This is a genomic window from Streptomyces flavalbus, assembly GCF_042674625.1.
In the GTDB taxonomy this organism is placed as follows: Bacteria; Actinomycetota; Actinomycetes; order Streptomycetales; family Streptomycetaceae; genus Streptomyces; species Streptomyces flavalbus.
In genome coordinates, this window is record NZ_JBHTEB010000001.1 from 1,376,843 (window position 1) to 1,402,490 (window position 25,648).

Genomic DNA, 25,648 nt, shown 5'->3' on the forward strand with positions numbered 1-25,648 from the left:
CTTGTGGGTTCCCTACACTCCTGGTGGAGTGGCCGAGAGGCGAGGCAACGGCCTGCAAAGCCGTCTACACGGGTTCAAATCCCGTCTCCACCTCCAAGGACGATTAGCTCAGCGGGAGAGCGCTTCCCTGACACGGAAGAGGTCACTGGTTCAATCCCAGTATCGTCCACTGGATCTCCGGATCCCCCGCGCGATTAGCTCAGCGGGAGAGCGCTTCCCTGACACGGAAGAGGTCACTGGTTCAATCCCAGTATCGCGCACGCAGCACCCTTGATCGTCGATCAAGGTCCCGAGGACGATTAGCTCAGCGGGAGAGCGCTTCCCTGACACGGAAGAGGTCACTGGTTCAATCCCAGTATCGTCCACTGGTCAACGGAAACCCCGGCCGCATTCGACGGCCGGGGTTTTCTCTGTGTTCCGCGTGCTACGTGCTACGGCCCGTGGCTCAGCTGGAGAACAGCATGTGCCCGAAGCTCTTCTTCCCGTGACGGCCGTAGTGGCCGCCGTGCGGGGCGCCCCAGGCCGGGGCGGGTGCCGGGGGGTACGCCTGAGGGGCGGGCGGGGGCGGCGGGGCGGGCTGCGTCCACTGGGACTCCAGACGGGTCAGCGCCTCCAGTTCGCCGTAATCGAGGAAAATGCCCCGACAGTTCGCGCACTGTTCTATCTGCACACCATTGCGGTTGTAGGTGTGCATCTGCCCGTGACACTTCGGACACTGCATCGTCGGCTCAACTCCTCGCCGGTCGGTCCTGCTTCGGGTATCGCCAGGACAGACTCTGTCCGGCTGCGGTCGGTTGCACCCTACTTCGCTCGGTTCGGGGCCAACTCCGGAGGGACGGCGGCCATTCGGTCACAGGCGTCGACGAGGGCCTGCTCCACGTCGTCCAGCGGGCGGCCCGCCAGTCCTGCCTTCACGATCGCGCGGGCGGCGGTCTGCGCGGTGAGCGCGCGGGCGGGGACGTCCAGGACGGGCCAGGGGTCACCGTCCGCCGGGACGGCCGGGCCGCCCGCCGTCCGGTAGGCGCCCAGGAAGCGGTCCCAGTCCTGCGGGGGGAGGATGCCGCAGGCGTACCAGGCGGCCGGGCGGGCCAGGTCCCAGGCCGGGACGCCTACGCCGAGGTCATCGACGTCGATGAGCCGCCACGGACCGTTGGGGGTGGGGTGCCGGACGAGCTGGCCGAGGTGCAGGTCGCCGTGGCACAGGGTGGTGGTGTCGGGCATGGGGGCCTCGGCGCGGGCCCAGGCGGGGAGGGTGGCCCAGGCGCGTAGTACGGGGGACGTGGCGGCGGCCGTTCCGTGATTGGTCTCCCCGAGGGCGGCGATGGCTTGGGCTGCCTTCTCCGGGCCGCGCATCAGGGGCAGGTCGGCCGCCGGAAGGCGGGTGCGGTGGAGGTGGGCGAGGAGGGTGGCGGCGGCCTCCCAGGGGGCGGCGTCGGGGTCGTCCGGGTCCACGGGGGTGCCGTACGGCCAGAAGGTGACGAGGCGGTCGTGCAGGGTGACCGGGGTTCCGGTGAGCGGGGGGAGGAGCAGGTCGGGGAGGGCGGCGGCCGTGCGGAGGCGGGGGGTGAGGGTGGCTGGGGTGGTGCCGGGGGCGTGTGCCTTGGCGACCGTTTCCGCGTGCCGGACGACTGTGGCGTCGGGGCGGTGGGTCAGCGTGCGGGTCGCTCCGCGGGGGCAGGGGCAGGTGGGGGTGCGGAGGTGGGCCTGCGCGGTGGCTCTGGCGGTCAGGGCGACGGGGAGGGGCGTCTGTGTCACGGGGCCGCTCCTTTCTGACCGTGAGGGTGTCATGTGACGGCGTGGGAGCGGGCTGGCGGGGGCGGGTCCTGCGGCCCGGCGCGGCGAGGGTTCCCGCCGGTACGCGTACGGCGGGATGGGTCGCGCGGCCCGGCACGGCAGGGGGTGCCGCCCGTAGGCGTGCCGCGGGGTGGGTCGCGCGGCCCGGCGCTACGGGGGTGCCGCTGCGCCCACCCTCCCCCAAGCTCTCGGCTTCGCTCGAGCAGGGGGACCCCCATCGCCCCAGCGGCACGACTGCCCGCAGCTAAGGCGGCGGCTACGGCGGCGCGGCTGCCCGCAGCTAGGGCGCTAGCTGTTCTGTCCACGGAGGTTGGCGACAGCGATCACTGATGTGTGATCTTGAAATGGGTGAGGGCCTTCTGGCTCGGTGTGGATTGCGAGATCTGCACCGGCGACCAGAGAGGCCCTCGTGCCCCACCGTAATGCACCCCTGACCGAGACCGGACGACTGCGCCTGGCCCGCTGCGTCGTGGACGACCACTGGCCCCTGCGGCGGGCCGCGGAACGCTTCCAAGTCTCCGTGAGCACCGCCAAGCGATGGGCCGACCGCTACCGGCAGCACGGCGAGGCGGGCATGGCCGACCGGTCCAGCCGCCCGCACACCAGCCCACGGCGGACCCCGACCCGCACCGAGCGGCGGATCATCAAGGTCCGTGTGCTGCGCCGCTGGGGACCTGCGCGGATCGCGGGCCTGCTGCGGCTGGTTCCTTCCACCGTCCACCGGGTGCTCACCCGCTTCGGCCTGGCCCGCCTCACGCACCTGGACCGGGCCACCGGCCACGTCATACGCCGCTACGAACGGGAACGTCCCGGCGAGCTGGTGCATGTGGACATCAAGAAGCTCGGCAACATCCCCGACGGCGGCGGCCACAAGGTCCTGGGGCGCCAGGCGGGCCGAAGGAGGCGTTGCGGGGCTGGCTACAGCTACCTGCACACCGCCGTCGACGACCACTCCCGCCTGGCCTACAGCGAAATCCTCACTGACGAGAGGAAGGAAACCGCCGTCGCCTTCTGGGGGCGGGCGCAGGCGTTCTTCGCCTCGTGCGGGGTCACCGTCGAGCGCGTGCTGACCGACAACGGTTCCTGCTACAAGTCCCGTCTGTGGCGCGATGCCCTGGCCGCAGCCGGCATCACGCACAAGCGCACGCGCGCCTACCGGCCCCAGACCAACGGCAAGGTCGAACGGTTCAACCGCACCCTGCTCGACGAATGGGCCTATGCCCGCCCCTACCGCTCGGAACAGGAACGACGCGACGCCTTCCCCAACTGGCTGCACACCTACAATCACCACCGCGGACACACCGCGCTGAGAGGTCAGCCACCCGCCAGCCGCGTTCCCAACCTCACGGGCCAATACAGCTAGCCAGCGACGGGCCGCAGTCGCCGTACGACGGAAGGGGACGTGTCGGGGGGTGTCCGCCCGCAGTGGTTCGCGCGCGGAACGCCGTTCACCAGGCACCCGACAGGGCGCGCGGTTCCGAGGACGGACACCCCCCGGCGCGGCCCCGACCCACCCCCCGGCAGGCCGGGTGCGGAAAGCCAAAAGGTAATGCCAGGCGCAGCTCCCCAGCTACGCCTGGCATTGTTGCCGTCCGCCGCACCCCCGTCCCCACGGGGTTATGGGTGGATGTCCCCGCCCGGACCGCTCTTCCGGGCCTGGGGTCGCCGCTCAGCGCCCCAGCATCTCGCCCACGGACGACGCCTGTAGGGTCACTGTCTCCCAGCCGTCGAAGACGACGAGGAGCAGGACCGCCAGGGGAAGGGCCATGAGTGTCGCCACCAGCGGATGGCGGCGACCCCGCCCACGGACCACCGTCCGTGACGCTGTGTGGGCCATGGTCCCTCTCCTGACCTCGTGAGGTTCGTCTGCAGCGGCGGGTGTCTGACCTCGGGGGACGAGTGCTGCACCCGCCGCTTGACCTCAAATCTAGGCGCGCGCCGACCACCGCACGTCATGCCCTCGTACCGATTGGCGGGCCTCCCCGAGGATGAGCCACGCGCCGCCGCCTACTCCCCTGGTTGGAGACGTCGTCCTACGTCTCGGGGTCTTCCCGGAGGGGCTGCCTCGGCACCGGCTGTTCGACCAGCGCCAGCACCCGGTTCGCCATGAAGCGGGCCGTCCGCACCACCGACCCCCGGCGCGTGACTTCGCTCACTTCCACCACCCCCCGCCGCACCACCGTCTCCACCCTGCGGCCCGCCCGGGTCGCCACCACCTCGTACGTGCGCGTGGTGTCACCGGCGTCCACGACTATCTCCACCCGGTCACCCTTCACGGCCTCAACCCCCCTCTCATCACGGACGGTTGGGACCAAACGCACCCACAAGCCGCCCCGCCCGCCCACTCCCTGACCCTCCTTCAAGTCTCCCACCCCCCACTGACAATCCCTCCCCGCCAGAGGGCGCGGCCTCTGCGCGCAGGCGGCCGTGGAAACGTAAGCTGTGGCTCGTCACACGGACCGGGCAGCGGGGATGAACATGGCGATGATGCGCCTGAGGCGCGAGGACCCGCGCGTCGTCGGCTCGTTCAGGCTTCACAGACGGCTCGGCGCGGGCGGAATGGGCGTTGTCTACCTGGGTTCCGACAAGAAGGGGCAGCGGGTCGCGCTCAAGGTGATCCGGCCCGACCTGGCGGAGGACCAGGAGTTCCGGTCGCGGTTCGCGCGCGAGGTGTCGGCCGCCCGGCGGATCCGCGGTGGCTGCACCGCCCGGCTCGTCGCCGCCGACCTGGAGGCCGACCGCCCCTGGTTCGCCACCCAGTACGTCCCGGGCCCCTCCCTGCACGACAAGGTCGCCGACGGCGGCCCGCTCGTCGCCGCGGACGTCGCGGCCGTGGGCGCCGCCCTGTCGGAGGGCCTCGTCGCCGTCCACGAGGCCGGGGTCGTCCACCGGGACCTGAAGCCGTCGAACATCCTGCTCTCCCCCAAGGGCCCCCGGATCATCGACTTCGGCATCGCCTGGGCGACCGGCGCCTCCACCCTCACCCACGTCGGCACGGCGGTCGGCTCCCCCGGCTTTCTCGCCCCCGAGCAGGTGCGCGGCGCCGCCGTCACCCCGGCGACCGACGTGTTCTCGCTGGGCGCCACCCTCGCCTACGCCTCCACCGGCGACTCCCCCTTCGGGCACGGCAGCTCCGAGGTGATGCTGTACCGGGTCGTCCACGAGGAACCGCACCTGCACGGCGTACCGGACGCGCTCGCCCCGCTCGTGCGGGCCTGCCTGGCGAAGGACCCCGAGGAACGGCCGACCACCCTCGACCTGTCGCTGCGGCTGAAGGAGATCGCCGCGCGGGAGGCACAGGTCCTGCTGGACGGACGGCCGCCCGCGCCCCGCGCCGCCGAGGCCGACCGCCCCACGGGCCGCCTCGCCGACACCTACCCCGACCCGCAGCGCGCCCAGCGACGCCCGCAGGCGACCCCGGGCACCCCGGCTCCCCGCGGCGCGAACCCGTCGCGGGGCGGCGGCGCCAGCCCCCGGAACGGCCAGCGGCCCACGCCACCACCCCAGTCGCAGTCCCCGGCACCCTCGCAGCGGAGCGCTCCCCCCGCGCGCAACGAGGGCGGCTCCCGCCCCACCCCCACCGGCCGCAACACCGCGCAGAACCCGGCCAGGAGCACCGGCAGGACCCCGGCCAGGAACACTTCCCGCAACGGCACCCGCTCCCCCGGCACCGGCCCCGGCCGCCCGGGCGCGGGGCGCCAGGGCCCGCGCACCACCGGTACGGGCCGCAAGGGCATCCGGCGGCCCGCCAACCCGCGGCTGCTGCGGCAGCGGCTGTTCGTGTTCGTCGTGGTGACGCTGCTCGTGGCGCTCGGCATCGCCCTGGTGCAGGGGTGCCAGAAGTCGACACAGGGCCTCGACCACCCAGGGCCGCACCAGCAGACCCGGCAGGCGGCGCCACCTGCCGCTCCAGCCCCTACAACCCCGAAGGCCCTTACAACCCCGAAGGCTTTTACAACCCTGGAAGCCCCTACAACCCCGGAAGCCCCTACAACCCTTACAGTCCCGGCCGCCCGGTAGCCACCGCGTAGAACGCGACCGCCGCCGCCGCGCCCACGTTCAGCGAGTCCACGCCGTGGGCCATCGGGATGCGCACCCATTCGTCCGCCGCGACCAGCGCCTGCGTCGACAGCCCGTCGCCCTCCGCGCCGAGCATGAGGGCGACGCGCTCCATGCGGTGCGGGGCCGCCTCGTCGAGGGACCGGGCCTTCTCGTCGGGGGTCAGGGCGAGCAGGGTGAAGCCCGCCTCGCGGACCGACTCCAGCCCCTTGGGCCAGGTGTCGAGCCGGGCGTACGGCACGGAGAACACGGCGCCCATGGAGACCTTGACGCTACGGCGGTACAGCGGGTCGGCGCAGTCCGGTGACAGCAGGACCGCGTCCATGCCGAGCGCGGCGGCGGAGCGGAAGATCGCGCCGATGTTGGTGTGGTCGTTGACCGACTCCATCACGACCACCCGGCGGGCGGTCCGGAGCAGGTCGGCCGCGGTGGGCAGCGGTTTGCGCTGCATGGACGCGAGGGCGCCGCGGTGCACGTGGTAGCCGGTGACCTGTTCGGCGAGTTCGGGGCTGACGGCGTACACCGGGGCGGGCAGCTCGTCGATGACGTCGCGCATGACGTCGACCCACTTCGCCGAGAGCAGCATCGAGCGCATCTCGTACCCGGCGTCCTTCGCGCGCCGGATGACCTTCTCGCCCTCCGCGATGAACAGGCCCTCGGCGGGTTCGCGCTTGCGGCGCAGTTCGACGTCGGTCAGGCCCGTGTAGTCGCGCAGGCGCGGGTCGGCGGGGTCGTCGACGGTGATGAGATCGGCCACAGGGTGATACTGCCTTGTCCTGGGTGTGGTGCCAACGGTCGGGGACGGGTCCTGTTACCCGCGGTTACTCGGTGGGTGCCTCGACGGTCCCGGGCCCCACGCCGACGACCTCGCCGATGACGATGACCGCCGGGGGCTTCACCTCCTGCGCGACGACCGTCTCCTCGACCGTGGCGAGGGTGGCGTCGACGCGGCGCTGGGCGGCGGTGGTGCCCTCCTGGACCAGGGCGACGGGGGTGTCCGGGGACTTGCCGTGCGCGACCAGGGTCTCCGCGATCCTGCCGATCTTGTCCACGCCCATCAGGACGACCAGCGTGCCGGTGAGCCGGGCGAGGGCCGCCCAGTCGACCAGGGAGCGCTCGTCGTCGGGGGCGACGTGCCCGCTGACCACGGTGAACTCATGGGCGACGCCGCGGTGGGTGACGGGGATGCCCGCCGCGCCGGGCACGGAGATCGAGCTGGAGATGCCGGGGACGACGGTGCAGGCGATGCCCGCCTCCGCGAGCGCCTGCGCCTCCTCCATGCCGCGGCCGAAGACGAACGGGTCGCCGCCCTTCAGCCGTACGACCGACTTGCCCTGCTTGGCGTGTTCGATCAGGGCGTTGTTGATGGCCTCCTGGGCCATGAACCGCCCGTAGGGGATCTTCGCCGCGTCGATCACCTCGACGTGCGGCGGGAGTTCGGCGAGCAGGTCGCGCGGGCCGAGCCGGTCCGCGATGACGACGTCCGCCTCCGCGAGCAGACGACGGCCGCGGACCGTGATCAGGTCCGGGTCGCCGGGGCCGCCGCCGACCAGGGCGACGCCCGGGGTGCGGGTGCGGTGGTGCGGGGCGACGAGGGTGCCGTCGCGCAGGCCCTCCACGACCGCGTCCCGGATGGCGGCGGTGTGGCGGGGGTCGCGGCCCTTGGCGCTGGTGGTGAGGACGGCCACGGTCACGCCCTCGCTGGTGCCGGTCGCCGGGGTCCAGGCGGTCGCGGCGTCGGCGTCGTCGGCGCGGACGCACCACACGCGGTGGCGTTCCGCCTCGGCGGAGGCGCGGGTGTTGGCGTCGGTGTCGCCGGTGGCGATCAGGGCGTACCAGGCGTCGGCGAGGTCGCCGTCGGCGTAGGGGCGCCGGGTCCAGGTGATCTCGCCCGCGTCCGCCATCGCCTCGACGGAGGGGGTGGCCTCCGGGGAGACGAGGTGGATGTCGGCGCCCGCGGCGATCAGGGCGGGGAGGCGGCGCTGGGCGACCTGGCCGCCGCCGAGGACGACCACGCGGCGGCCGGTGAGGCGGAGGCCTACGGGGTAGGCGGGGTGTTCGGCCATGAGGGGGCGGCTCCTCGAACAGCGGGGTTCAGTGGGCGCACTGCGGCGTTGAAGCGGCCCTGACGTGCGGATTTTATGCGCGGGTCCGGTGGGTGGCGGGGGTGGGTGGGTTTTCCTTTCCCCAAACCCACCCCTTCCCGAAACCGGGGGCGCTGCCCCCGGGCCCCGAACGTGCGGGTGGGGGCCGCCTACTTCTCAGTGACCCCCGCCGAGTCGAACGTCGCCACCTCGTGCATCGCGCGCGCCGTGCTCTGCACCAGCGGCAGGGCCAGCAGCGCGCCCGTGCCCTCTCCCAGGCGGAGGTCGAGGTCGACCAGGGGGCGCAGGCCGAGCTTGTTGAGGGCGGCCACGTGGCCGGGCTCGGCGCTGCGGTGACCGGCGATGCACGCGGCGAGGACCTCGGGCGCGATCGCGCGGGCGACCAGCGCGGCGGCACCGGCGCTGACGCCGTCGAGGATCACCGGCGTCCGCAGGGAGGCACCGCCGAGCAGCAGGCCCACCATCGCGGCGTGTTCCAAGCCGCCGAACGCGGCGAGCACGCCGATGGGGTCGGCCGGGTCCGGCTGGTGGAGTTCGATGGCGCGCCGCACGACCTCGGTCTTGCGGGCCAGCGTCTCGTCGTTGATGCCGGTGCCACGACCGGTCACCTCGGCCGGGTCCGCGCCGGTGAAGACGGAGATCAGCGCGGCGGACGCCGTGGTGTTGGCGATGCCCATCTCACCGGTGAGCAGCGCCTTGTTCCCGGCCGCCACCAGGTCGCGGGCGGTGTCGATGCCGACCTCGATGGCCTGCTTGACCTCCTCGCGGGTGAGCGCGGGACCGGTGGTCATGTCGGCCGTGCCCGGCCGCACCTTGCGCGGCAGCAGGCCCGGCGTGGCCGGGAGGTCGGCGGCGACACCGACGTCGACGATGCAGACCTCCGCGCCGACCTGGTTGGCGAAGGCGTTGCAGACCGCGCCGCCGCCGAGGAAGTTGGCGACCATCTGCGCCGTCACCTCCTGCGGCCAGGGGGTGACTCCCTGGGCGTGCACCCCGTGGTCGCCCGCGAAGATCGCGACGGCCGCGGGCTCCGGGATCGGCGGCGGGCACTGCCGGGACAGGCCGGAAAGCTGCGCGGAGATGATCTCCAACATGCCGAGCGCGCCCGCGGGCTTGGTCATCCGCTTCTGCCGCTCCCACGCCTCGCCGAGCGCCTTGGCGTCCAGCGGGCGGATCTGCGCGACGGTCTCGGCGAGCAGGTCGTGCGGCTCCTCGCCGGGCAGGGCGCGACGACCGTACGTCTCCTCGTGCACGACCCAGGACAGCGGGCGCCGCTTGGACCAGCCCGCCTGCATCAGCTCGGGCTCGTCCGGGAACTCGTCGACGTACCCGACGCACAGGTAGGCGACGACCTCCAGGTGCTCCGGCAGCCCCAGCGCCCGCACCATCTCGCGCTCGTCGAAGAAGCTGACCCAGCCGACGCCGAGGCCCTCGGCGCGCGCGGCGAGCCAGAGGTTCTCCACGGCGAGCGCGGAGGAGTACGGCGCCATCTGCGGCTGGGTGTGACGGCCCAGGGTGTGGCGGCCGCCGCGGGTCGGGTCGGCGGTGACGACGATGTTCACCGGGGTGTCGAGGATGGCCTCGATCTTCAGTTCCTTGAACTGCTTGGCCCGGCCCTTGGGCAGCGACTTGGCGTACGCCTCGCGCTGCCGCATGGCCAGCTCGTGCATCGCGCGCCGGGTGTCGGCGGAGCGGATGACCACGAAGTCCCAGGGCTGCGAGTGGCCCACGGACGGCGCGGTGTGCGCGGCCTCCAGGACGCGGAGCAGCACCTCGTGCGGGATGGGGTCGCTGCGGAAGCCGTTGCGGATGTCACGGCGCTCGCGCATGACCTTCAGTACGGCCTCACGCTCGGCGTCGTCGTAGGGGGGCGCGGCCGGGCCGGTGGGCGGCTGCGGCGGCTGCGCCTCCGCTGTCGCGTCGGCTGGCGGCTCCTCGTCCTGGTCGGTGGCGCCCCTGGTGTCCAGGTCCTCGGCGTGCTGCGCGACGTCCACCAGCGGGGCGGGGTCAGCCTCGCGGGGCGCGGGGACCGTGGGGACGGCGGGGTCGGCAGGGGCGGCGGAGACCTCGGGCTCGGGCTGCTGCGGCTCCTGCGCGGGCAGGATGATCGGCTGCGGCGGGGTCGGCGCGAGGTGCGGGGTGGTGGGCACGGTGCCGTCGACCGGGACGAACTGGCCGACGGTCTCCCCCGTCTCGACCGGGGCCAGCTCCTCGTGCTCCTGCCCCTGGCCCTGCTCTGGCTGCACGGGCTGGGCGATCTGCGGACCGGAGAGGGGTTCCGCCGCCTGTACCTCGTCCACTGCGGGCGCCGGGGTCGCCTCGGGTTCGACCACCTCGGGCGCGGCCTCGGCGACCGGTACGACTGCCTCCACAACGGGGGCCGGTTCGGGCACGGGAGCCGCCTCCGGGACCGGTGCGGGCTGCGCCTCCTCGGCGACGGCGACCGGAGCCTCGGGGACCTCGGCAGGCGGCTGCGGCTGCGGCTCTACGGCGACCGCCTCCGTCGCGAGCCGGGTCACCGCGGCCTGGGCGGGGTCGACCGGCTCGGCCTGCGCGGCCTCGGCCGGGACAACCGTTTCCGCAGGAACCGCCCCGGCGCTGACCGGAGTCTGGGCCTCGACCGGCGCCTCGACCGGCGTCTGGACTGGTGCCTGGGCAGGGGTCTGCACAGGAGCCTGGACCGGCGCCTGCACCTGGGCGCCCCACGGCGCCGCGCCCTGCGGCGGCATCTCCCGCAGGCGCGGGACGTCGAGGTACTCGGGGCCGGTGGTCTGCGGGCCGGAGGGCTGCTGCCGTACCGGCGCGCCCGCGGGGCCGCGGTCGGCCAGCGAGCGGACGGGGCTGGCGGAGGCGTCGGGGATCGGCGGACCGAGGTGCAGCGGACGCCGGGGCGCCGCGGCCTGCGCCGCCGGGACGGCGGGCGCGGCAGACGGAGCCGTGACCGCCTCCGCACTCACCGGGGCGGCCGGAGCCTGCGGGCTCACCGGCTCCTGGACCGCCGCGGGCGCGACCGGTTCGACCGGCGCCTCGGCGGCCAGGGGAGCCGCGGGCGCCACGGGCTCCACCGGCGCCGGAACTTCCCCGGCCACCGGCGCGGGCGCCTCGGCAACCGCCTCGCCGCTCACCGGGGCCGACGGAACGTCCGCTCCCTGGCCCGGGGCCGACGGCACGTCCGCCACCTGAACCGGGGCCGACGGCGCCTCCGCCACCGGAACCGGAGCCTCACTCACCGCGACCGGAGGCTCCACAACCGGAGCTTCACTCCCCACAACCGGAGTCCCCATGGCCGGAGTCCCCGTGACCGGAGTCTCCCCCGCCCCGGCCACCTCAGGAGCCACCCCGTCCGCGCCCACCGCAACGGCCTCCACGACCGGCTCGGGAGCGGGCGGCGGCACCTCGTGGCCCCAGGCGCCCTGGGCGCCCGGCAGCAGGAGGTCCTCTTCCTCGGCGGGGCTGTCGGAGAGGTAGGCGTACGCACCGTGCGCCGCGGCGCCCGGCTGCTCCACCGTGCCTGCGTTCTCCGGCAGCCCTTCGCCCGGGACCTGGCCGGTGTCGGTCATGCGTACCCCTCGCCCATCGGTTAGTGCCTCTACGACCTGCTCACCCGGAACGGCGCACCGACCGTCCCGTAGTGAAGAACGAGCGTGCGTGCCGTGCGGCACGAACGACCCGCCCGGAAAAGGCGACAAAGCCATTGAGTGGCATTGTCGCGGTCGTTCCGCCGTCGCGACAGCTTGATCCGCGACGGCCCGCTGTGGACTGCGCCACGTTGCGCACCCGCACCGGTGTGCCGTACCACACCCACCCCAAAACGGGCGTGTTTTCGGGACATTGGCCAACGAAGCGCCGGGTGCCCGAGTGCGGTACAACGATCGGCCAGCCTACCGCGCGCGGTACGACAAGCGGATCACGGGGAGCGGTCTGGACGGTCCGGCAGCACCCCGCTGAGCAGGAACGCGACGCTCCGTTCGGTCTCCGTCCAGTGCCGGGTGTCCAGTTGCACGGACTGGAGCAGCGCGCACTCGACGTCGTACCCGTGTTCGGACAGGTCACGGCCGACGCGTTCGGCGGCGTCGCGGGTGGCGGCGTGGGTGACGATGCGCCGCGGACGGCGGTCGGCGACGGCGGAGACGACGGCCGCTCCCCCGCCGCCGATCCGTACTACGTCAGGTTCGGGCAGGTTCTCGAGGACGTGCGGGGCGCTGCCGTGCACGGTCTGGAGCTGGACGCCGAAGCTGCGGGCGACGGCGACGGCACGGGCGCAGGCGTCGGCCTCGCGGTCGACGGCGATGACGGCGGCCCCGGCGCGCGCGGCCTCGGTGGCGAAGGCGCCGCCGCCGCAGCCGATGTCCCAGACGAGGTCACCGACCCGGGGCCCGAGGCGGGCGAGTTGGGAGGCGCGCAGGAGCTGGGTCTCGCCCTCCCCGAGGTCACCGCCGTACCGCTCGTCGGGCTGGGTCCAGCCGCGCGGCCCGGCGCCCGGGTCGCGCCCGGCGATCCAGCCGCCGCCCTCGGCGGGGACGCCGGGTGCGACGGCGCCGCCGACGACGATGACGACGTTGGGGTCCCGCCAGGTGTGGTCGGCGGCCTTGTCGGAGGTGACGACGGTGACCTGTTCGCGCTGGGTGCCGAGTTCCTCGCAGATGACGAAGGTGCGGTGGACGCCCTCCAGCAGCAGCCCGAGTTCGGCGGGGCCCGCGCCGGGTGAGGTGAGAACCGCCACCTTCGTATGGGCCCGGCATACATTCACCGCGCGTCGCAGGGTGCGCCGGTGGGCTACGACCACATGGGCGTCGTCCCAGGGCATTCCGGCGCGGGCGAAGGCGGCGGCGACGGAGGAGACGGCGGGGACGACCTCCACCTCCAGGCCGAACTCGGGGGCGCGCAGGGTGCGTACGACGCCGAAGAAGCCGGGGTCGCCGTCCGCGAGGACGACGGCGGTGCCGCGGTGGGCGGCGATGCGGCGGGCGGCGAGGGCGACGCTGCCGAGGCGGACGCGTTCGGCGTTCGGCGGTACCTCGGGCAGTGCCAGGTGGTGGGCGGCACCGGCCACGAGGGTGGCGGCGCCGAGCGCGGAGCGTGCCGCCGCGGTCAGCGGCGAGCCGTCCCAGCCGATCACCGTGACCCGGTCGGCCATCGTCGTCAGTCTCCCAGCGTTCTACTGCGCAGGTCGTGGGGTGTCTCGCCCGTGCGGGGCGGGCTTGGTGAGGGTACCCGGTGGGGGCGGGCGGCGGCGCGGGCCGGACGGCCCCGGTGTCAGTTCCAGTCGGAGTACGAGGTGAAACCGCCCGGTTCGGCCGTGCCCTCCAGGTCCTCCGGGAGCAGGCTCCAGACGATGTAGTCGGTGCGGACCTCGCTCCAGGTGCCGTCCTGGGCGCGGGCCCTGGCTATGCAGGCGCCGCGCAGGACGCCCTCGCTGATGCAGCCGATCTTCTGGGCGACCTGCTGGGAGGCGGTGTTGTCGGCGGCGGTGCGCAGCTCGATGCGCTCGAACTTCTGGTCGCCGAAGAGCCACCCGGCGGTGGCGAGGGCGGCCTCGGAGGCGTAGCCCTCACCGCGCGCCCAGGGGGCGACGACGTACGACAACTGGGTGGCGCGGACGTGCCAGTCGGTGGCGGTGAGGCGGATGAGGCCGACGAGGCGCTGGGTGAGGAACTCGGTGACGGCGAGGGCGAGCCCGCGGCCGGAGGCGCGTTCGCCGGGCGCGTACGCGGTGATCCAGGTGCGGGCGCCGACCTCGGTGAAGGGCTGCGGGACGTCGGTCCAGGCGACGACCTGCTCGTCGTTCATCATGTCCGCGAGCGCGGGGACGTCGTCCTCGTCGAGGGGGCGCAGCACCAACCGCTCCGTGCTGATGGAGATGTTGGGGAAGGTGCTCGTCATGCGCCGCTCCGTAACCTTCGTAACCGTCAGGTCCTGCTGAACTGCCCAATATGCAGCATGGGAGCACCGGGCCGCACCACGGGGTCCGCTCCGTTCGGCGGAGCGGACCCCGGGCGGGGGGCCGGACGGTGACGGCGGGTCAGAAGGACGGGATGACGGAGCCGTCGTAGGTGTCCTCGATGAACTTCCGCACCTCGTCGGAGGTGAGGAGGTCGGCGAGCTTCTTCACGCGCGGGTCGTCCTCGCTGCCCTCCTTGACGACGAGGAGGTTGACGTTCGGGTTGTTCTCCGGGGACTCCAGGACGAGGGCGTCCTCGGCGGGCTTGAGGTCGGCCTCCAGGGCGTAGTTGCCGTTGATGACCGCGGCGTCGACGTCCTTCAGGGAGCGCGGTGTCTGGGCCGCCTCCAGCTCCTTGAACTTGAGGTTCTTGGGGTTGGCGGTGATGTCGGCGGTGGTGGCCGACGTACCGGCGCCGTCCTTGAGGGTGATGAGCCCGTTGGCGGCGAGCAGCTGGAGGGCGCGGGCCTCGGTGACGGTGTCGTTGGGGACGGCGATGGTGGCGCCGTCCTTGAGGCCGTCGGCCTTGTCGGTCTTCTCGGAGTACAGGCCGAGCGGCTCCAGGTGGACGGAGGCGACGGACACCAGGTGGGTGCCGTTCTTCTTGTTGAAGTCCTCCAGGTAGGGCTCGGTCTGGAAGTAGTTGGCGGTCACGGACCCGTCCTCGGTGGCCGTGTTCGGCGTGACGTAGTCGGTGAACTCCTTCACCTCCAGGTCGAGTCCGGCCTTCTCGGCGAGGTGGTCCTTGACGTAGGTGAGGACCTCGGCGTGCGGCACGGGCGTCGCGGCGACGACCAGCGGGCCGGAGGTGTCGGAAGCGGCGTCCTGGTCCGAGCCGCAGGCGGTGAGCCCGAGGGTGAGGGCTCCGGCGGTGAGGACAGCGGCGGTGATCTTGGCGGTGTTACGCACGAAAAGTGCCTTTCCTGATGGGGTGGTGCGGCCCCGTCTTGGGTGGACGGGGAGTCTGGGGGGGGTGCTGCGGATGGGCCCTGGGGGTCGGCTCAGGCGACCTTGCTGATGTCGGCCGCGGCGGGCTCCTTCGCCTTCAGCAGGCGCAGGGCGGGGGCCGGTCCGGAGCGGGCGCCGCGGCGGTGCAGGGAGCGGGCGGCCCAGTCACCGGCGAACTGGATGACGGCGATCGCTACGGCGAGGACCGCCACGGTGATCCACATCAGCCCGGTCTCGAAGCGCTGGTAGCCGTAGCGGACGGCGAGGTCGCCGAGTCCGCCGCCGCCGACCGTGCCCGCCATGGCGGAGTAGCCGATGAGGGCGATGACCGTGGTCGTGGTGGAGGCGATCAGGGAGGGCAGCGCCTCGGGGACGAGGACCTTGCGGACGATGGTCCAGGTGTTGCCGCCCATCGCCTGCACGGCCTCCACGAGCCCCTGGTCCACCTCGCGGACGGCGGTCTCGACGAGGCGGGCGAAGAACGGGATGCCGCCGATGGCGAGCGGCACGATCGCGGCCTCGCTGCCGATGGTGGTGCCGGTGATCCAGCGGGTGAAGTTCATCAGCGCGACCATGAGGATGATGAACGGCATCGAGCGGCCGATGTTCACGATCTGCCCGATGACCTTGTTCACCACGGTGTTCTGGAGGAGCCCGCCGCGGTCGGTGAGGACCAGCAGGACGCCGATGGGCAGGCCCGCGGCGACGGCGATCAGGGTGGACCAGCCGACCATGACGAGCGTCTCGGTCCCGGCCTGCGACAGCAGGGGCTGCATCTCGGACCAGGTCACTGGGCACCGTCCTTCACCAGGGCGGGCGCGTCCTCGCCCACGACGTCGATCTGGAGTCCCTGCTCGCGCAGGAAGCCGACGGGGACCACGTTGTCCTCGTAGCGGCCGGGGAGTTCCAGGCGCATCCGGCCGATCTGGAGGCCGCCGACGGTGTCGATGGCGGCGCCGAGGATCGATATGTCGATGTTGTAGGTGCGCGCGAGCTGGGAGATGACCGGCTGGGTGGCGGCCTCGCCGTGGAAGGTGACGTCGAGGACGGTGCGGTCGGCGCCGGTGGCCTCGCCGCCGACCGGGAAGAGCGCGGCGGCCAGCTCCGAGCCGGGGGTGGCGAGGAGTTCGCTGACGGTGCCGGACTCGACGACGCGGCCCTTCTCCATCAGGGCGGCGGAGTCGCAGATGCTCTTGACGACGTCCATCTCGTGGGTGATGAGCAGGACGGTCAGGCCGAGCTGGCGGTTCAGGTCGCGCAGCAGGGTCAGGATCGAGCGGGTGGTCTCGGGGTCGAGGGCGCTGGTGGCCTCGTCGGAGAGGAGCACCTCGGGGTCACCGGCGAGGGCGCGGGCGATGCCGACGCGCTGCTTCTGGCCGCCGGAGAGCTGGGCGGGGTAGGACTTCGCCTTGTCGGCGAGGCCGACGAGGTCGAGCAGTTCCAGCGCCTTGCGGGAACGTTCCTTCCCTGACTTGCCGAGGATCTCCAGCGGGAGTTCGACGTTGTCCTGCACCGTGCGGGAGGAGAGCAGGTTGAAGTGCTGGAAGACCATGCCGATCCGGCTGCGCGCCCGCCGCAGCTCCCGCCCGGCGCGCGGCCCGCGCCCGGCGAGCGCCGTGAGGTCGCGCCCGGCGACGGTCACGGTGCCGGAGGTGGGGCGTTCCAGGAGGTTGACGCAGCGGATGAGCGAGGACTTCCCGGCGCCGGACTGGCCGATGACGCCGTACACCTCGCCTTCGCGGACGTGCAGGTCGACGCCGTCGAGGGCGGTGACCTCGCGACCGCGGGAGCGGTAGACCTTGGTCAGGCCGGTGGTGGTGATCACGTGGGTATCCGTATCCGTGACTGTCGAGTGCGCGGGCGTGGGTGTGCCCGGGTGCGGGGTGCGGGGGATGCCGTAAGGACGGGGCCTGAGTGCGCGCGGCGGCACGGTTCACGGACGCGACGACGCGTACGGACATGCCGGGGCTGGCGGCTCGCTTCGGGGCGCGAGGCTCAGGGGGTGGTGCGGGGGCCCTCTAGAAGGCGCACATTCGACACATACAGCGAGCACCGGGCGTCATGGTCGCCTCGGTCGCAAGGGTGCGGCTGCTCGTCGTGGTCATGCGATCAGTAAAGCAGACGTATCACCCCGACCGGACATCCCTGTCCGGATAGTGGACGAACTGTGGTCGACACCACGGCTCGGGGGCGCCCCGGGGGCGGTAACGGCCCACTGCGGGGCCCGTAATAAGGTCGCTGCATGTTTGTAGCCCTGACCGTGGTGACGGCGGTCGCCGCGCTGCTGCTCGCCGCCTGGTGCGGCTGGGCGGCCTACCGCGACGAGCCGACGAAGGACTGGCACTTCATCGGGATGGCCGTGGTCACCGTGCTGGCGCTGGTCCAGTTGGTGGTCGGGATCGTGCAGCTCGCGCGGGGTGAGGACGCGCGGCAGGGCACGGCGATCTTCGTCTCGTACCTGGTGGGGGCGTTCCTGTGCGTCCCGGCGGCCGGGTTCATGTCGCTGGCGGAGCGCACCCGGTGGGGTTCGGTGACCGTCGCCGCGGCCGGTGTGGTGCTGGCCGTGCTCCAGGTGCGGCTCTACGACATCTGGGGAGGCTGACGTGGGTGCGGCGCCGGAGAGGTCGCGGCTGATCGGCGGGCCGGGGCTGCTGCTGGTCTGGCTGTACGGGGTGATGGTGGTCGGCGCGGTGTCGCGCTCGGTCTACCAGATCGCCACCGAGTTCGACCGGGCCCCGCTCGCCTACGCGCTGTCGGCGCTGGCGGGGCTGGTCTACGGCTTCATCACCTACACACTGGTGCGCGGCGGGGAGACGGCCCGGCGGGCGGCGGTGGTGTGCTGCGCCGCCGAACTGCTGGGCGTGCTGGTGGTCGGCACCTGGACGCTCGCCGACCCGTCCGCGTTCCCCGACGCCACGGTGTGGTCGGACTACGGCATGGGCTACCTGTTCATCCCGGTGCTGCTGCCGGTGTCCGCGCTGTACTGGCTGCGCCGGGCGCGGACCCGGACGGCGGGGTCGGGGGCGGGGACGGGGACGGGGACGGGAACGGCCCAGGAGGCCTAGGCGGTGGCGGCGTACTCCCCGGCGTGCTTCTCCAGGACGATCATGGGGACGCCGTCGGCACCCTGCGAGGTGCCCACCGTCTCGTAGCCGACCTTGCGGTACAGGTTGAGGTTGCTCTCGCTGCGGTGGCCGGTGTGCAGGCGGAAGGTGTGGGCGCCGCGCCGCTGGGCGAGGGCGGACTCGGCGGCGCGCAGCAGCCGGGCGCCGATGCCGTGGCCCTGGAGCCGGGGGTGGACGCAGAGCTTGCCGATGGCGGCGGCGCCGTCCTCGGTGATGGTGCCGCGGACCGAGCCGACGACCTCCTCGCCGAGCCGGGCGACGAAGACGCAGTCCTCGGCGACCTCGGCGCGGACCGAGTCCAGGGTCTGGACCAGCGGGTCGATGCGGTAGTTGCCGTACAGCGCGGCCTCACTCTGGAAGCACAGGTACTGCAGCCTGAAGATCTGCTCGGCGTCCTGGTCGGTCGCCTCGGAGATGGTCACGCTCATGCCCATGTGTGCACGCCTCCCGCTCACCTGTCGCCTGTTGTCCCCCACTCCTATCCCCGCGCTCCTCGGGCCGCAACCTCCGGTGTGGGCAATCGGCGCGGACATCCCCGGCATTTGGAGCGTTCATGCCCAAGACTGCCCTGTGAGATACCCAACTCCCCCGCGTTCTCCCGGTATGTGAGGCGACCGGGCCGTCCGGGCGGGGGCTGCCCGGACGGCCCGGTCGTACGTCTGAACGAGGCGGAGCCTCAGCTCGCGGCGCCCTTGCGGAAGTCCTCGCGGGCCAGCAGACCGGTGTCCGGCTGGTCGGTGAAGACGCCGTCGATGCCGGTCGCGAAGTACGTCCGGTAGGCGCCGAAGACGTCTCCGTAGGCGTCCGCGTCGGTGCCCTCGCGGAAGTCGGCGGGCAGGAACGGGTTCTCGTTGCGCATCGTGTAGGGGTGCAGCCGCAGGCCGACCTTGTGCGCGTCCGCGACCAGCGTCGTCGGCTGGGTGAGACGGCCGCTGGCGTCCTTCGGGATGACCAGGTCCAGGGTGGGGCCGATGCCCTGCGCGTAGGAGGCGATCTCCCGCAGTCCGGCGGGCTTGACCAGGTCCGCGACGGTGCGCGGGTCGCCGTTCTCGACGAAGTCGTACGGGCGTGAGGAGGCGCCGGACAGCAGCACCACCAGCGGGGTGTCGACCAGCTTGTTCATCCGCTGCACGCTGGTCGGCTCGAAGGACTGCAGGATGACCGGCGCGTCGAAGCGGTCCTTGCGGTACTTGCGCAGCAGCTTCGCGACCCGCTCCTCCAGGGCCAGGCCCTGCTTGCGGAAGTAGGTGGGGTGCTTCAGCTCGGGGTAGATCCACACCTGCTTGCCGCGCTTGCGGGTCTGCTCGTCCTGCCAGCGCAGCACCTCCTCGAAGGTGGGGATCTCCCAGCGCCCGTCGTACAGGGTGTTGTGCGGGCGGTTGGCCGGGACCCGCTCCACGGCGCGCAGCGTCTTCAGCTCCGCGAGCGTGAAGTCCTCCGCGAACCAGCCGGTGACCGGGGTCCCGTCGAGGGTCGTGGTCTTCTTCCGGTCGGCGAACTCGGGGTGGTCCGCGACGTCCGTGGTGCCGCCGATCTCCGGCTCGTGGCGGCAGACCAGATGGCCGTCCCTGGTGATGACCAGGTCGCCCGCCTCGACGATGTCGGCGCCCATGTCCAGGGCCAGGTCGTAGGCGCCGAAGGTGTGCTCGGGGCGGTAGCCGCTGGCGCCGCGGTGGCCGATGATCGTCGGCACGGGCAGGCTGCGCAGCCCGCCGCCGCCGTGTCCGCCCGTCGCCCGCGCCGTGCCGGACAGCCCGAGGACGGCGCCGCCCGCGCCGAGCACGGCGGCGCCCAGCAGCGCCCGCCGCCCGGTCGCGGCCGACCGTCCCGCCGGTCCCTCCTGGTCGTTGTGGGTGTTGGACTCCTGGTTGGCCATGTGCCCCTCCTGCCGTGCGCCCGTTCGATGCGCGCCGATGGTAGGTGCGCCGTGGTGACGGGCGGGAGACCCGCGCCGGAACACGCAGGTGACGCTGGATGTCGTATGAGGGCCAAGGGATGACGGTCCGTCGGCTTCGGTGCGGCGGGGCCGGGTACCCGGACCGCGGTCGGCCGCGCGCGACGTCCGTCACACCGCCGCCGGTGGTCACGGGCGGTGCGCGGCGCCCCACCGCAGGTAAACGTGGGTCAACAGTGCGTAAGACCTCGGTGAACCCGAGGCCCTCGATGTGCGCTGCGCCCGGCCCGCGAGTAACGTGCTCACCTGCACAGACTCATATCGACCCCTTGACACCGGAGGGCCCGTTGTCCCGCTTCGCGCTCATCAAGGCAGTGCTCGGACCGATCATGCGCCTGATGTTCCGCCCCAGGGTGGAGGGCGTGGAGCACATCCCGGGCGAGGGCCCGGTCATCCTCGCGGGCAACCACCTGACCTTCATCGACTCCATCGTCCTGCCCCTGGTCACCAAGCGTCAGGTGTTCTTCATCGGCAAGGACGAGTACGTCACCGGCAGGGGCTTCAAGGGCCGCCTGATGGCGTGGTTCTTCACCGGCGTCGGCATGATCCCCGTCGACCGGGACGGCGCGAGCGGCGGCGTCGCCGCGCTGATGACCGGGCGCCGGGTGCTGGAGGAGGGGCGGATGTTCGGCATCTACCCCGAGGGCACGCGCTCCCCCGACGGGCGGCTCTACCGGGGCCGGACCGGGATCGCGCGACTGACGCTGATGACCGGGGCGCCGGTGGTGCCGTTCGCGATGATCGGCACGGACAAGTTGCAGCCGGGCGGGGCGGGGATGCCGCGGCCGGGGCGGGTGACGGTGCGGTTCGGTGAGCCGATGGAGTTCTCCCGGTACGACGGGATGGACCGGGACCGGTATGTGCTGCGGGCGGTGACGGACTCCGTGATGGCCGAGGTGATGCGGTTGTCCGGGCAGGAGTACGTGGATATGTACGCGACCAAGGCGAAGAAGGCGGCGTAGGGCTCCGCCGGGTTTGCGGTGGTTCGTCGCGTGCGGGTGCGTTGTGGTTGAGCGCCTCAAGGGGCGTTGTCCAACCGTTGGGTGCGCAGAAGGAACCATGCTGCCGCTGACGCGGTGAGCAGGATCGCCGCGCCCACGCCCGCAGCGAGCGTCAGGCCCTCCACGAAGGACTCGCGGGCCGCCTCCAGCAAGGCCGCGGACGTCTCGGCGGGGAGCGTCGTCGCCGTTTCCACTGCCGCGCCCAGGGACTCGTGGGCGGCGGACGGGGTGCCCGCCGGGGCCGGGAAGCCCCGGTACACCCCCGTCACGATGGAGCCGAGCAGGGCGATGCCCAGGGCCGCGCCGAGTTCGTAGGCCGTCTCCGAGACCGCGGACGCGGCGCCCGCCTGTTCCTTCGGTACGGCGGTCAGGATCACGTCGGCGGTGACGGTGAACGAGAACCCGGCGCCGACGCCCACGACGAGCAGCGCGCCGCCGAGCAGCGGGTAGCCGGTGTGCTGGTCGAGCAGGGTCAGCGCGGCCAGCGCCAGGCCGACCGCGGCGAGACCCCCGGCGACCACCGCCCGTACCGAGAAGCGCCGGGCGGCGTGGCCCGCGACCAGCCCGGCCGCCACCGCGCCCACGGCGGCGGGCAGCTCCGCGAGGCCCGCCTCGAACGGGCGCCTGCCCTGGACGAGTTGCAGGTACTGCGACAGGAAGAACACCAGCCCCGACATGCCGAGGATGGTCAGCAGGTCGGCGAGGACGGCCCCGCTGAAGCCGCGGTGCCGGAACAGCCGCATGTCGAGCAGCGGGGTGGGCAGGGTGAGCTGGCGCCGGACGAACGCCCAGAGGGCCGCCGCGCCCAGCAGGCCCGCGGCGAGCGGCTCCCCGCCCGGGCCGTGGGCGGCGAGTTCCTTGACGCCGTAGACGACGCCCACCACGCCGACCAGGGAGAGGGCGACGCTGGCCAGGTCCCAGGGGCCGGGGCTGGGGTCGCGGGACTCGGGCAGCAGCTTGGCGCCGACCAGGACCAGGACCGCCATCACCGGCAGGTTGATCAGGAAGACCGAGCCCCACCAGAAGTGCTCAAGGAGCAGCCCGCCCGCTATCGGGCCGACGGCGGTGCCCGCGGAGGCGGTGGCGCCCCAGATGCCGACGGCGAGGCTGCGCTCGCGCGGGTCGTGGAAGAGGTTGCGGATCAGGGCGAGGGTGGCGGGCATCAGGGTGGCGCCCGCGACGCCGAGGAGGGCGCGGGCCAGGATCAGCAGCCCGGGGCTGGTGGCGTAGGCGTTGAGGACGGAGACCGCGCCGAACGCGGCGGCGCCGACGAGCAGGATCCGCTTGCGGCCGATCCGGTCACCGAGGCTGCCCATGGAGACCAGCAGACCGGCGATCACGAAGGAGTAGACGTCACCGATCCACAGGAGCTGGGTGCCGGTCGGGGCGAGGTCCTCGCTGATGTAGGGGGTGGCCAGGCCGAGGACGGTGGCGTCGACGGCCACCAGCAGCACGGCGAGCACCAGCACGGACAGGGCGAGCCAGCGGCCGGGGCGCGCTCCCGCCTCCGTCGGGTCGGCGGGCCGCAGGGTGCCGGTCATGGTTCCTCTCTTCGGAGTGCGCCGCCGAGCAGCAGCTCGACGATCATGTGGGTGAAGTCCTTGGGGGCGACGCGTCCGGTCTGTGTGGCCCAGGCGCCCGAGGCGATCAGCCCGTAGAGGGCTTCGGTGAGCCAGCTCGGGGTGAGGTCGATGCGGAACTCGCCGCCGCGCTGCCCCCGCGTGAACAGGGCGGCGATCCGGCCGTCGAGGCGGGACCAGGCGTCGCCGCCCTCGTCCTCCCACAGTTCGTTCTCGCCGTAGAGGAAGGCCAGGAGTCCGGCGACGGGCTCGATCTCGCGCACCAGGCGTCGTACGGCGTCGGTGGCGCTGCCCTCGTCCAGGCGGGCCCGGTCCAGCGCGGCCTCGCACTCCTCGATGCCCAGCGACTCCAGCGCCCGGACGAGCGCGCCCCGCCCGGCGAAGTGCCGGTGCAGGGTGGCGCGGCTGATCCCGGCCGCCTTGGCGACCTCGTCCATGGTCGCGGTGGCTTTGCGGGTCAGCAGGGCGGCGGCACTGCGGAGTACGTGGTCACGGTCGACAGCCATGAGACGAGCATAACCCAGATGAGACGTTGATGTCTCATCCAGGGCGTGCGTGACTCACCCCTGTGGGGTCAGGGGGTTCTCAGTGCCAGGGCAGCTCTCCGCGCCGCTCCCAGTACGCCCGCGGCTCCTCCGCCAGGCTGGCCAGCAGGGCGAGCTGTCCCTCGTCGAGGTCGACGACCGGCGCGTGCAGGTTGGAGGCGAGCTGGGTGACGGTCGCGGCGCCGGAGAGGACGACACCGGCCCAGGGCTGCCGCAGGACCAGGGCGAGGGCGACGGCGTCACAGCCGAGGGTGGTCTCGTCGGCCACCGACCTCAGGGCGGCGGGCGCGTGCGGCTCGGCCAGCCGTCCGTTGGCCATGGCCTCCTTGACGATCACCGTGAGCCCCGCGTCGCGCGCCTCGGCGAGGGCGGGGGCGGCGGAGGTCTCCAGGGCGTTGTAGGTGGACTGGACGGTACGGAAGAGGGGTTCGCCGTCGACCGTCACCTCCAGCGCGGCCCGGATCGCGTCGGCCTGCGCGGGGCCGCTGGTGGAGAAGCCGACGGTCAGCCCTCCGGCGGCGGCCTCCGCGAGCCGGGTGTGCAGTTCCTTGTCGGTGAGGGCGGGGCTGTCCGGGGTCACCGAGTGGATCTGGTAGAGGTCGAGCCGGTCACCGAGCAGCTCGGCGCTCTCCGCGCGCTGGCGTTCGTACGCGGCGAGGCAGTGGTCCTTGACCTCGTGCCGCTCGGCGTCGGTGGTCCAGTCGGCGGTGTAGGTGTAGCCCCACTTGCTGCCGATGACGACGTCGTCGACGTCGGGGCGGTCGCGGAGCCACTCCGCGAGGAACTCCTCCGAACGGCCGTAGGAGCGGGCGGCGTCGAAGTAGCGCACGCCCTGGGCGTAGGCGGCGTCGAGGAGGTCGTGGGTGCGGGTGCGCAGCGCGTCGACGCCTCGGTCCTCTCCGAGGTCCTGGTCGCGGCCGAGGTTGATGTAGCCCGGACGGCCGACCGCCGCCAGCCCCAGGCCGATGTGGCAGGTGGGGGTCGTCGCGGTCGCGAGTCGGGCGAAGGGCATCGCGGGCTCCGTTCGATCAGTTGCGGCTACTGACCAACGTAACCCGCGATGACGTTCGCTTCACGGGGTGATTCGTGCGGTGTGGTGGCGGGTGCGGGTTCGTTGTGGCTTGTCGCGCAGTTCCCCGCGCCCCTAGAGGGCGTTGTCCTTGGCCCGCGCCCAAGCGTGCTGGTTGGCCACGTCCGACTTGACCTCCGCCAGTTGGACGGCGACCGCGCTCGGTGCCGTGCCGCCCCTGCCGTCGCGGGAGGCGAGGGCGCCCGGGACGTTCAGGACCGTGCGGACCTCCGGGGTGAGGTGGGCGGAGATCTTCGCGAACTGTTCGTCCGTCAGCTCGTCCAGCTCCTTGCCCTCCGCCTCCGCGACCTTGACGCACTCCCCCGCGACCTCGTGCGCGACGCGGAACGGCACGCCCTGCCTGACCAGCCACTCCGCGATGTCGGTGGCGAGGGAGAACCCGGCCGGGGCCAGTTCCTCCATGCGCTCGCGGTGCACGGTGAGGGTGGCCATCATGCCGGTGAAGGCGGGCAGCAGGACCTCAAGCTGGTCGATGGAGTCAAAGACCGGCTCCTTGTCCTCCTGGAGGTCGCGGTTGTAGGCCAGCGGGAGCGCCTTGAGGGTGGCCATCAGACCGGTGAGGTTGCCGATGAGCCGTCCGCTCTTTCCGCGCGCCAGCTCCGCGATGTCCGGGTTCTTCTTCTGCGGCATGATCGACGAACCGGTGGAGAAGGCGTCGTGCAGGGTGACGAAGGAGAACTCCTTCGTGTTCCAGATGATGACCTCCTCCGCGATCCGGGAGACGTTCACGCCGATCATCGCGGTGATGAAGGCGAACTCCGCGACGAAGTCACGCGAGGCCGTGCCGTCGATGGAGTTGGCGGCGGAGCCGTGCTCGAAGCCGAGGTCCTTCGCCACCGCCTCCGGGTCCAGGCCGAGGGAGGAGCCCGCGAGGGCGCCCGAGCCGTACGGCGAGACCGCCGTGCGCTCGTCCCACTGGCGCAGCCGCTCGGCGTCCCGGGACAGGGCCTGCACATGGGCGAGGACGTGGTGGGCGAAGAGCACCGGCTGGGCGTGCTGGAGGTGGGTGCGGCCGGGCATGGCGACGTCCGGGTGGGCCTCCGCGAGGCCGACCAGGGCGTCCTGGAGGTTGGCGATCAGACCGCCGATGACGCGGGCGTGGTCCCGCAGGTACATCCGGAAGAGGGTCGCCACCTGGTCGTTGCGGGAGCGGCCCGCGCGCAGCTTGCCGCCGAGGTCGGGGCCGAGCCGCTCCAGCAGGCCGCGCTCCAGGGCGGTGTGGACGTCCTCGTCGGCGATGGTGCCCACGAACGCGCCGGAGGCCACGTCGGCTTCGAGCTGGTCGAGCCCGGCGAGCATCCGGGTCAGCTCGTCCTCGGTGAGCAGCCCCGCGGCGTGCAGCACGCGCGCGTGGGCACGCGATCCGGCGATGTCGTAGGGCGCGAGCCGCCAGTCGAAGTGGACGGACGCGGACAGCTTGGCCAGGGCCTCGGCGGGACCGTCGGCGAAACGGCCGCCCCAGAGCCGTACGTCACCGCTGTTGCTGCTCACTTGCGTACTCCTCGG

Annotated in this window: 22 protein-coding genes, 4 tRNA genes and 1 pseudogene; 9 read left to right on the top strand and 18 right to left on the bottom strand. The window is 72.7% G+C overall.

The window, feature by feature from the left end:
- Window positions 1-22 precede the first annotated feature (22 nt).
- The 4 genes from ACFQZ6_RS06000 (at window position 23) to ACFQZ6_RS06015 (ending at window position 365) form a co-directional block, all read left to right on the top strand.
- Window positions 23-96: transfer RNA gene (locus ACFQZ6_RS06000), tRNA-Cys, on the top strand.
- A 1-nt stretch (window position 97) separates the two neighbouring features.
- A tRNA-Val gene (locus ACFQZ6_RS06005) sits at window positions 98-169 on the top strand.
- A gap of 19 nt (window positions 170-188) precedes the next feature.
- Window positions 189-260: transfer RNA gene (locus ACFQZ6_RS06010), tRNA-Val, on the top strand.
- A 33-nt stretch (window positions 261-293) separates the two neighbouring features.
- Window positions 294-365, top strand: a tRNA-Val gene (locus tag ACFQZ6_RS06015).
- Window positions 366-445: 80 nt separating this feature from the next.
- Here ACFQZ6_RS06015 and ACFQZ6_RS06020 read toward each other — a convergent pair.
- Window positions 446-721, bottom strand: a complete 276-nt coding sequence (locus tag ACFQZ6_RS06020) for a TFIIB-type zinc ribbon-containing protein (RefSeq protein ID WP_381605351.1) — start codon at window positions 719-721, stop codon at window positions 446-448.
- A gap of 80 nt (window positions 722-801) precedes the next feature.
- Window positions 802-1,755, bottom strand: a complete 954-nt coding sequence (locus ACFQZ6_RS06025) for a phosphotransferase family protein (RefSeq protein WP_381605353.1) — start codon at window positions 1,753-1,755, stop codon at window positions 802-804.
- A 448-nt stretch (window positions 1,756-2,203) separates the two neighbouring features.
- On the opposite strand from ACFQZ6_RS06025, the gene ACFQZ6_RS06030 reads away from it, so the two are divergent.
- Window positions 2,204-3,157 carry an IS481 family transposase gene (locus ACFQZ6_RS06030; RefSeq protein WP_381605355.1) on the top strand — a complete coding sequence of 318 codons (954 nt, stop codon included), beginning with the start codon at window positions 2,204-2,206 and terminating at the stop codon, window positions 3,155-3,157.
- Between the two features lie 670 nt (window positions 3,158-3,827).
- On the opposite strand, the gene ACFQZ6_RS06035 is transcribed toward ACFQZ6_RS06030, so the two are convergent.
- On the bottom strand, window positions 3,828-4,070 hold the full coding sequence (locus tag ACFQZ6_RS06035; RefSeq protein ID WP_381605357.1) for a hypothetical protein: 243 nt from the start codon (window positions 4,068-4,070) through the stop codon (window positions 3,828-3,830).
- A 196-nt stretch (window positions 4,071-4,266) separates the two neighbouring features.
- Between ACFQZ6_RS06035 and ACFQZ6_RS06040 the strand changes: the two genes are divergently transcribed.
- Complete coding sequence (locus ACFQZ6_RS06040) at window positions 4,267-5,814, top strand: serine/threonine-protein kinase (protein ID WP_381618100.1); 1,548 nt, start codon at window positions 4,267-4,269, stop codon at window positions 5,812-5,814.
- Here the strand turns inward: ACFQZ6_RS06040 and ACFQZ6_RS06045 are convergent.
- From ACFQZ6_RS06045 to ACFQZ6_RS06080, 8 genes are all read right to left on the bottom strand, one after another.
- A complete protein-coding gene (locus ACFQZ6_RS06045; protein ID WP_381605359.1) occupies window positions 5,792-6,610 on the bottom strand; it encodes a TrmH family RNA methyltransferase in 819 nt (272 codons plus the stop codon). The genes ACFQZ6_RS06040 and ACFQZ6_RS06045 overlap by 23 nt on opposite strands.
- Before the next feature lie 64 nt (window positions 6,611-6,674).
- Window positions 6,675-7,919 (bottom strand): uroporphyrinogen-III C-methyltransferase, encoded by a 1,245-nt coding sequence (gene cobA, locus ACFQZ6_RS06050; RefSeq protein ID WP_381605361.1) that lies wholly within the window; start codon window positions 7,917-7,919, stop codon window positions 6,675-6,677.
- A gap of 188 nt (window positions 7,920-8,107) precedes the next feature.
- Window positions 8,108-11,518 (bottom strand): nicotinate-nucleotide--dimethylbenzimidazole phosphoribosyltransferase, encoded by a 3,411-nt coding sequence (gene cobT, locus ACFQZ6_RS06055; RefSeq protein ID WP_381605363.1) that lies wholly within the window; start codon window positions 11,516-11,518, stop codon window positions 8,108-8,110.
- A 347-nt stretch (window positions 11,519-11,865) separates the two neighbouring features.
- Window positions 11,866-13,095, bottom strand: coding sequence for a precorrin-6y C5,15-methyltransferase (decarboxylating) subunit CbiE (gene cbiE, locus ACFQZ6_RS06060; RefSeq protein ID WP_381605365.1), 1,230 nt, complete (start codon window positions 13,093-13,095; stop codon window positions 11,866-11,868).
- 119 nt (window positions 13,096-13,214) lie between these two features.
- Window positions 13,215-13,841 carry a GNAT family N-acetyltransferase gene (locus ACFQZ6_RS06065; protein WP_381605367.1) on the bottom strand — a complete coding sequence of 209 codons (627 nt, stop codon included), beginning with the start codon at window positions 13,839-13,841 and terminating at the stop codon, window positions 13,215-13,217.
- Between the two features lie 139 nt (window positions 13,842-13,980).
- A complete protein-coding gene (locus ACFQZ6_RS06070) occupies window positions 13,981-14,808 on the bottom strand; it encodes a MetQ/NlpA family ABC transporter substrate-binding protein (protein ID WP_381605369.1) in 828 nt (275 codons plus the stop codon).
- Between the two features lie 92 nt (window positions 14,809-14,900).
- Entirely contained in the window at window positions 14,901-15,638 is a 738-nt protein-coding gene (locus ACFQZ6_RS06075; RefSeq protein ID WP_381605371.1) for a methionine ABC transporter permease, read from the bottom strand.
- The gene (locus ACFQZ6_RS06080) at window positions 15,635-16,672 is read right to left on the bottom strand and encodes a methionine ABC transporter ATP-binding protein (protein ID WP_381605373.1); all 1,038 of its coding nucleotides are present in this window, start codon (window positions 16,670-16,672) and stop codon (window positions 15,635-15,637) included. Before ACFQZ6_RS06080 ends, ACFQZ6_RS06075 begins: the two co-directional genes overlap by 4 nt.
- 417 nt (window positions 16,673-17,089) lie before the next feature.
- Here ACFQZ6_RS06080 and ACFQZ6_RS06085 point away from each other — a divergent pair, with 417 nt between their 5' ends.
- Together ACFQZ6_RS06085 and ACFQZ6_RS06090 are read left to right on the top strand one after the other, a co-directional pair.
- The gene (locus tag ACFQZ6_RS06085) at window positions 17,090-17,449 is read left to right on the top strand and encodes a hypothetical protein (RefSeq protein ID WP_381605375.1); all 360 of its coding nucleotides are present in this window, start codon (window positions 17,090-17,092) and stop codon (window positions 17,447-17,449) included.
- Window position 17,450: 1 nt separating this feature from the next.
- Window positions 17,451-17,912 (top strand): hypothetical protein, encoded by a 462-nt coding sequence (locus tag ACFQZ6_RS06090; RefSeq protein ID WP_381605377.1) that lies wholly within the window; start codon window positions 17,451-17,453, stop codon window positions 17,910-17,912.
- On the opposite strand, the gene ACFQZ6_RS06095 is transcribed toward ACFQZ6_RS06090, so the two are convergent.
- The 3 genes and pseudogenes from ACFQZ6_RS06095 to ACFQZ6_RS06105 all read right to left on the bottom strand — a co-directional run bounded on the left by ACFQZ6_RS06095 (window position 17,909) and on the right by ACFQZ6_RS06105 (window position 19,848).
- Window positions 17,909-18,406 carry a GNAT family N-acetyltransferase gene (locus ACFQZ6_RS06095; protein WP_381605379.1) on the bottom strand — a complete coding sequence of 166 codons (498 nt, stop codon included), beginning with the start codon at window positions 18,404-18,406 and terminating at the stop codon, window positions 17,909-17,911. The genes ACFQZ6_RS06090 and ACFQZ6_RS06095 overlap by 4 nt on opposite strands.
- A gap of 44 nt (window positions 18,407-18,450) precedes the next feature.
- A pseudogene (locus ACFQZ6_RS06100) lies at window positions 18,451-18,591 on the bottom strand (sigma-70 family RNA polymerase sigma factor); the annotation flags it as partial.
- Window positions 18,592-18,648: 57 nt separating this feature from the next.
- A complete protein-coding gene (locus ACFQZ6_RS06105) occupies window positions 18,649-19,848 on the bottom strand; it encodes a glycerophosphodiester phosphodiesterase (RefSeq protein ID WP_381605381.1) in 1,200 nt (399 codons plus the stop codon).
- A gap of 365 nt (window positions 19,849-20,213) precedes the next feature.
- Here ACFQZ6_RS06105 and ACFQZ6_RS06110 point away from each other — a divergent pair, with 365 nt between their 5' ends.
- Window positions 20,214-20,888 carry a lysophospholipid acyltransferase family protein gene (locus tag ACFQZ6_RS06110; RefSeq protein ID WP_381605383.1) on the top strand — a complete coding sequence of 225 codons (675 nt, stop codon included), beginning with the start codon at window positions 20,214-20,216 and terminating at the stop codon, window positions 20,886-20,888.
- 56 nt (window positions 20,889-20,944) lie between these two features.
- Here the strand turns inward: ACFQZ6_RS06110 and ACFQZ6_RS06115 are convergent, their stop codons facing one another.
- The 4 genes from ACFQZ6_RS06115 to argH all read right to left on the bottom strand — a co-directional run bounded on the left by ACFQZ6_RS06115 (window position 20,945) and on the right by argH (window position 25,633).
- Entirely contained in the window at window positions 20,945-22,468 is a 1,524-nt protein-coding gene (locus ACFQZ6_RS06115; protein ID WP_381605385.1) for an MFS transporter, read from the bottom strand.
- The gene (locus ACFQZ6_RS06120; RefSeq protein ID WP_381605387.1) at window positions 22,465-23,013 is read right to left on the bottom strand and encodes a TetR/AcrR family transcriptional regulator; all 549 of its coding nucleotides are present in this window, start codon (window positions 23,011-23,013) and stop codon (window positions 22,465-22,467) included. Before ACFQZ6_RS06120 ends, ACFQZ6_RS06115 begins: the two co-directional genes overlap by 4 nt.
- A 79-nt stretch (window positions 23,014-23,092) precedes the next feature.
- Window positions 23,093-24,064 carry an aldo/keto reductase gene (locus ACFQZ6_RS06125; RefSeq protein WP_381605389.1) on the bottom strand — a complete coding sequence of 324 codons (972 nt, stop codon included), beginning with the start codon at window positions 24,062-24,064 and terminating at the stop codon, window positions 23,093-23,095.
- A gap of 132 nt (window positions 24,065-24,196) precedes the next feature.
- Entirely contained in the window at window positions 24,197-25,633 is a 1,437-nt protein-coding gene (gene argH / locus ACFQZ6_RS06130; protein ID WP_381605392.1) for an argininosuccinate lyase, read from the bottom strand.
- Window positions 25,634-25,648 lie beyond the last annotated feature (15 nt).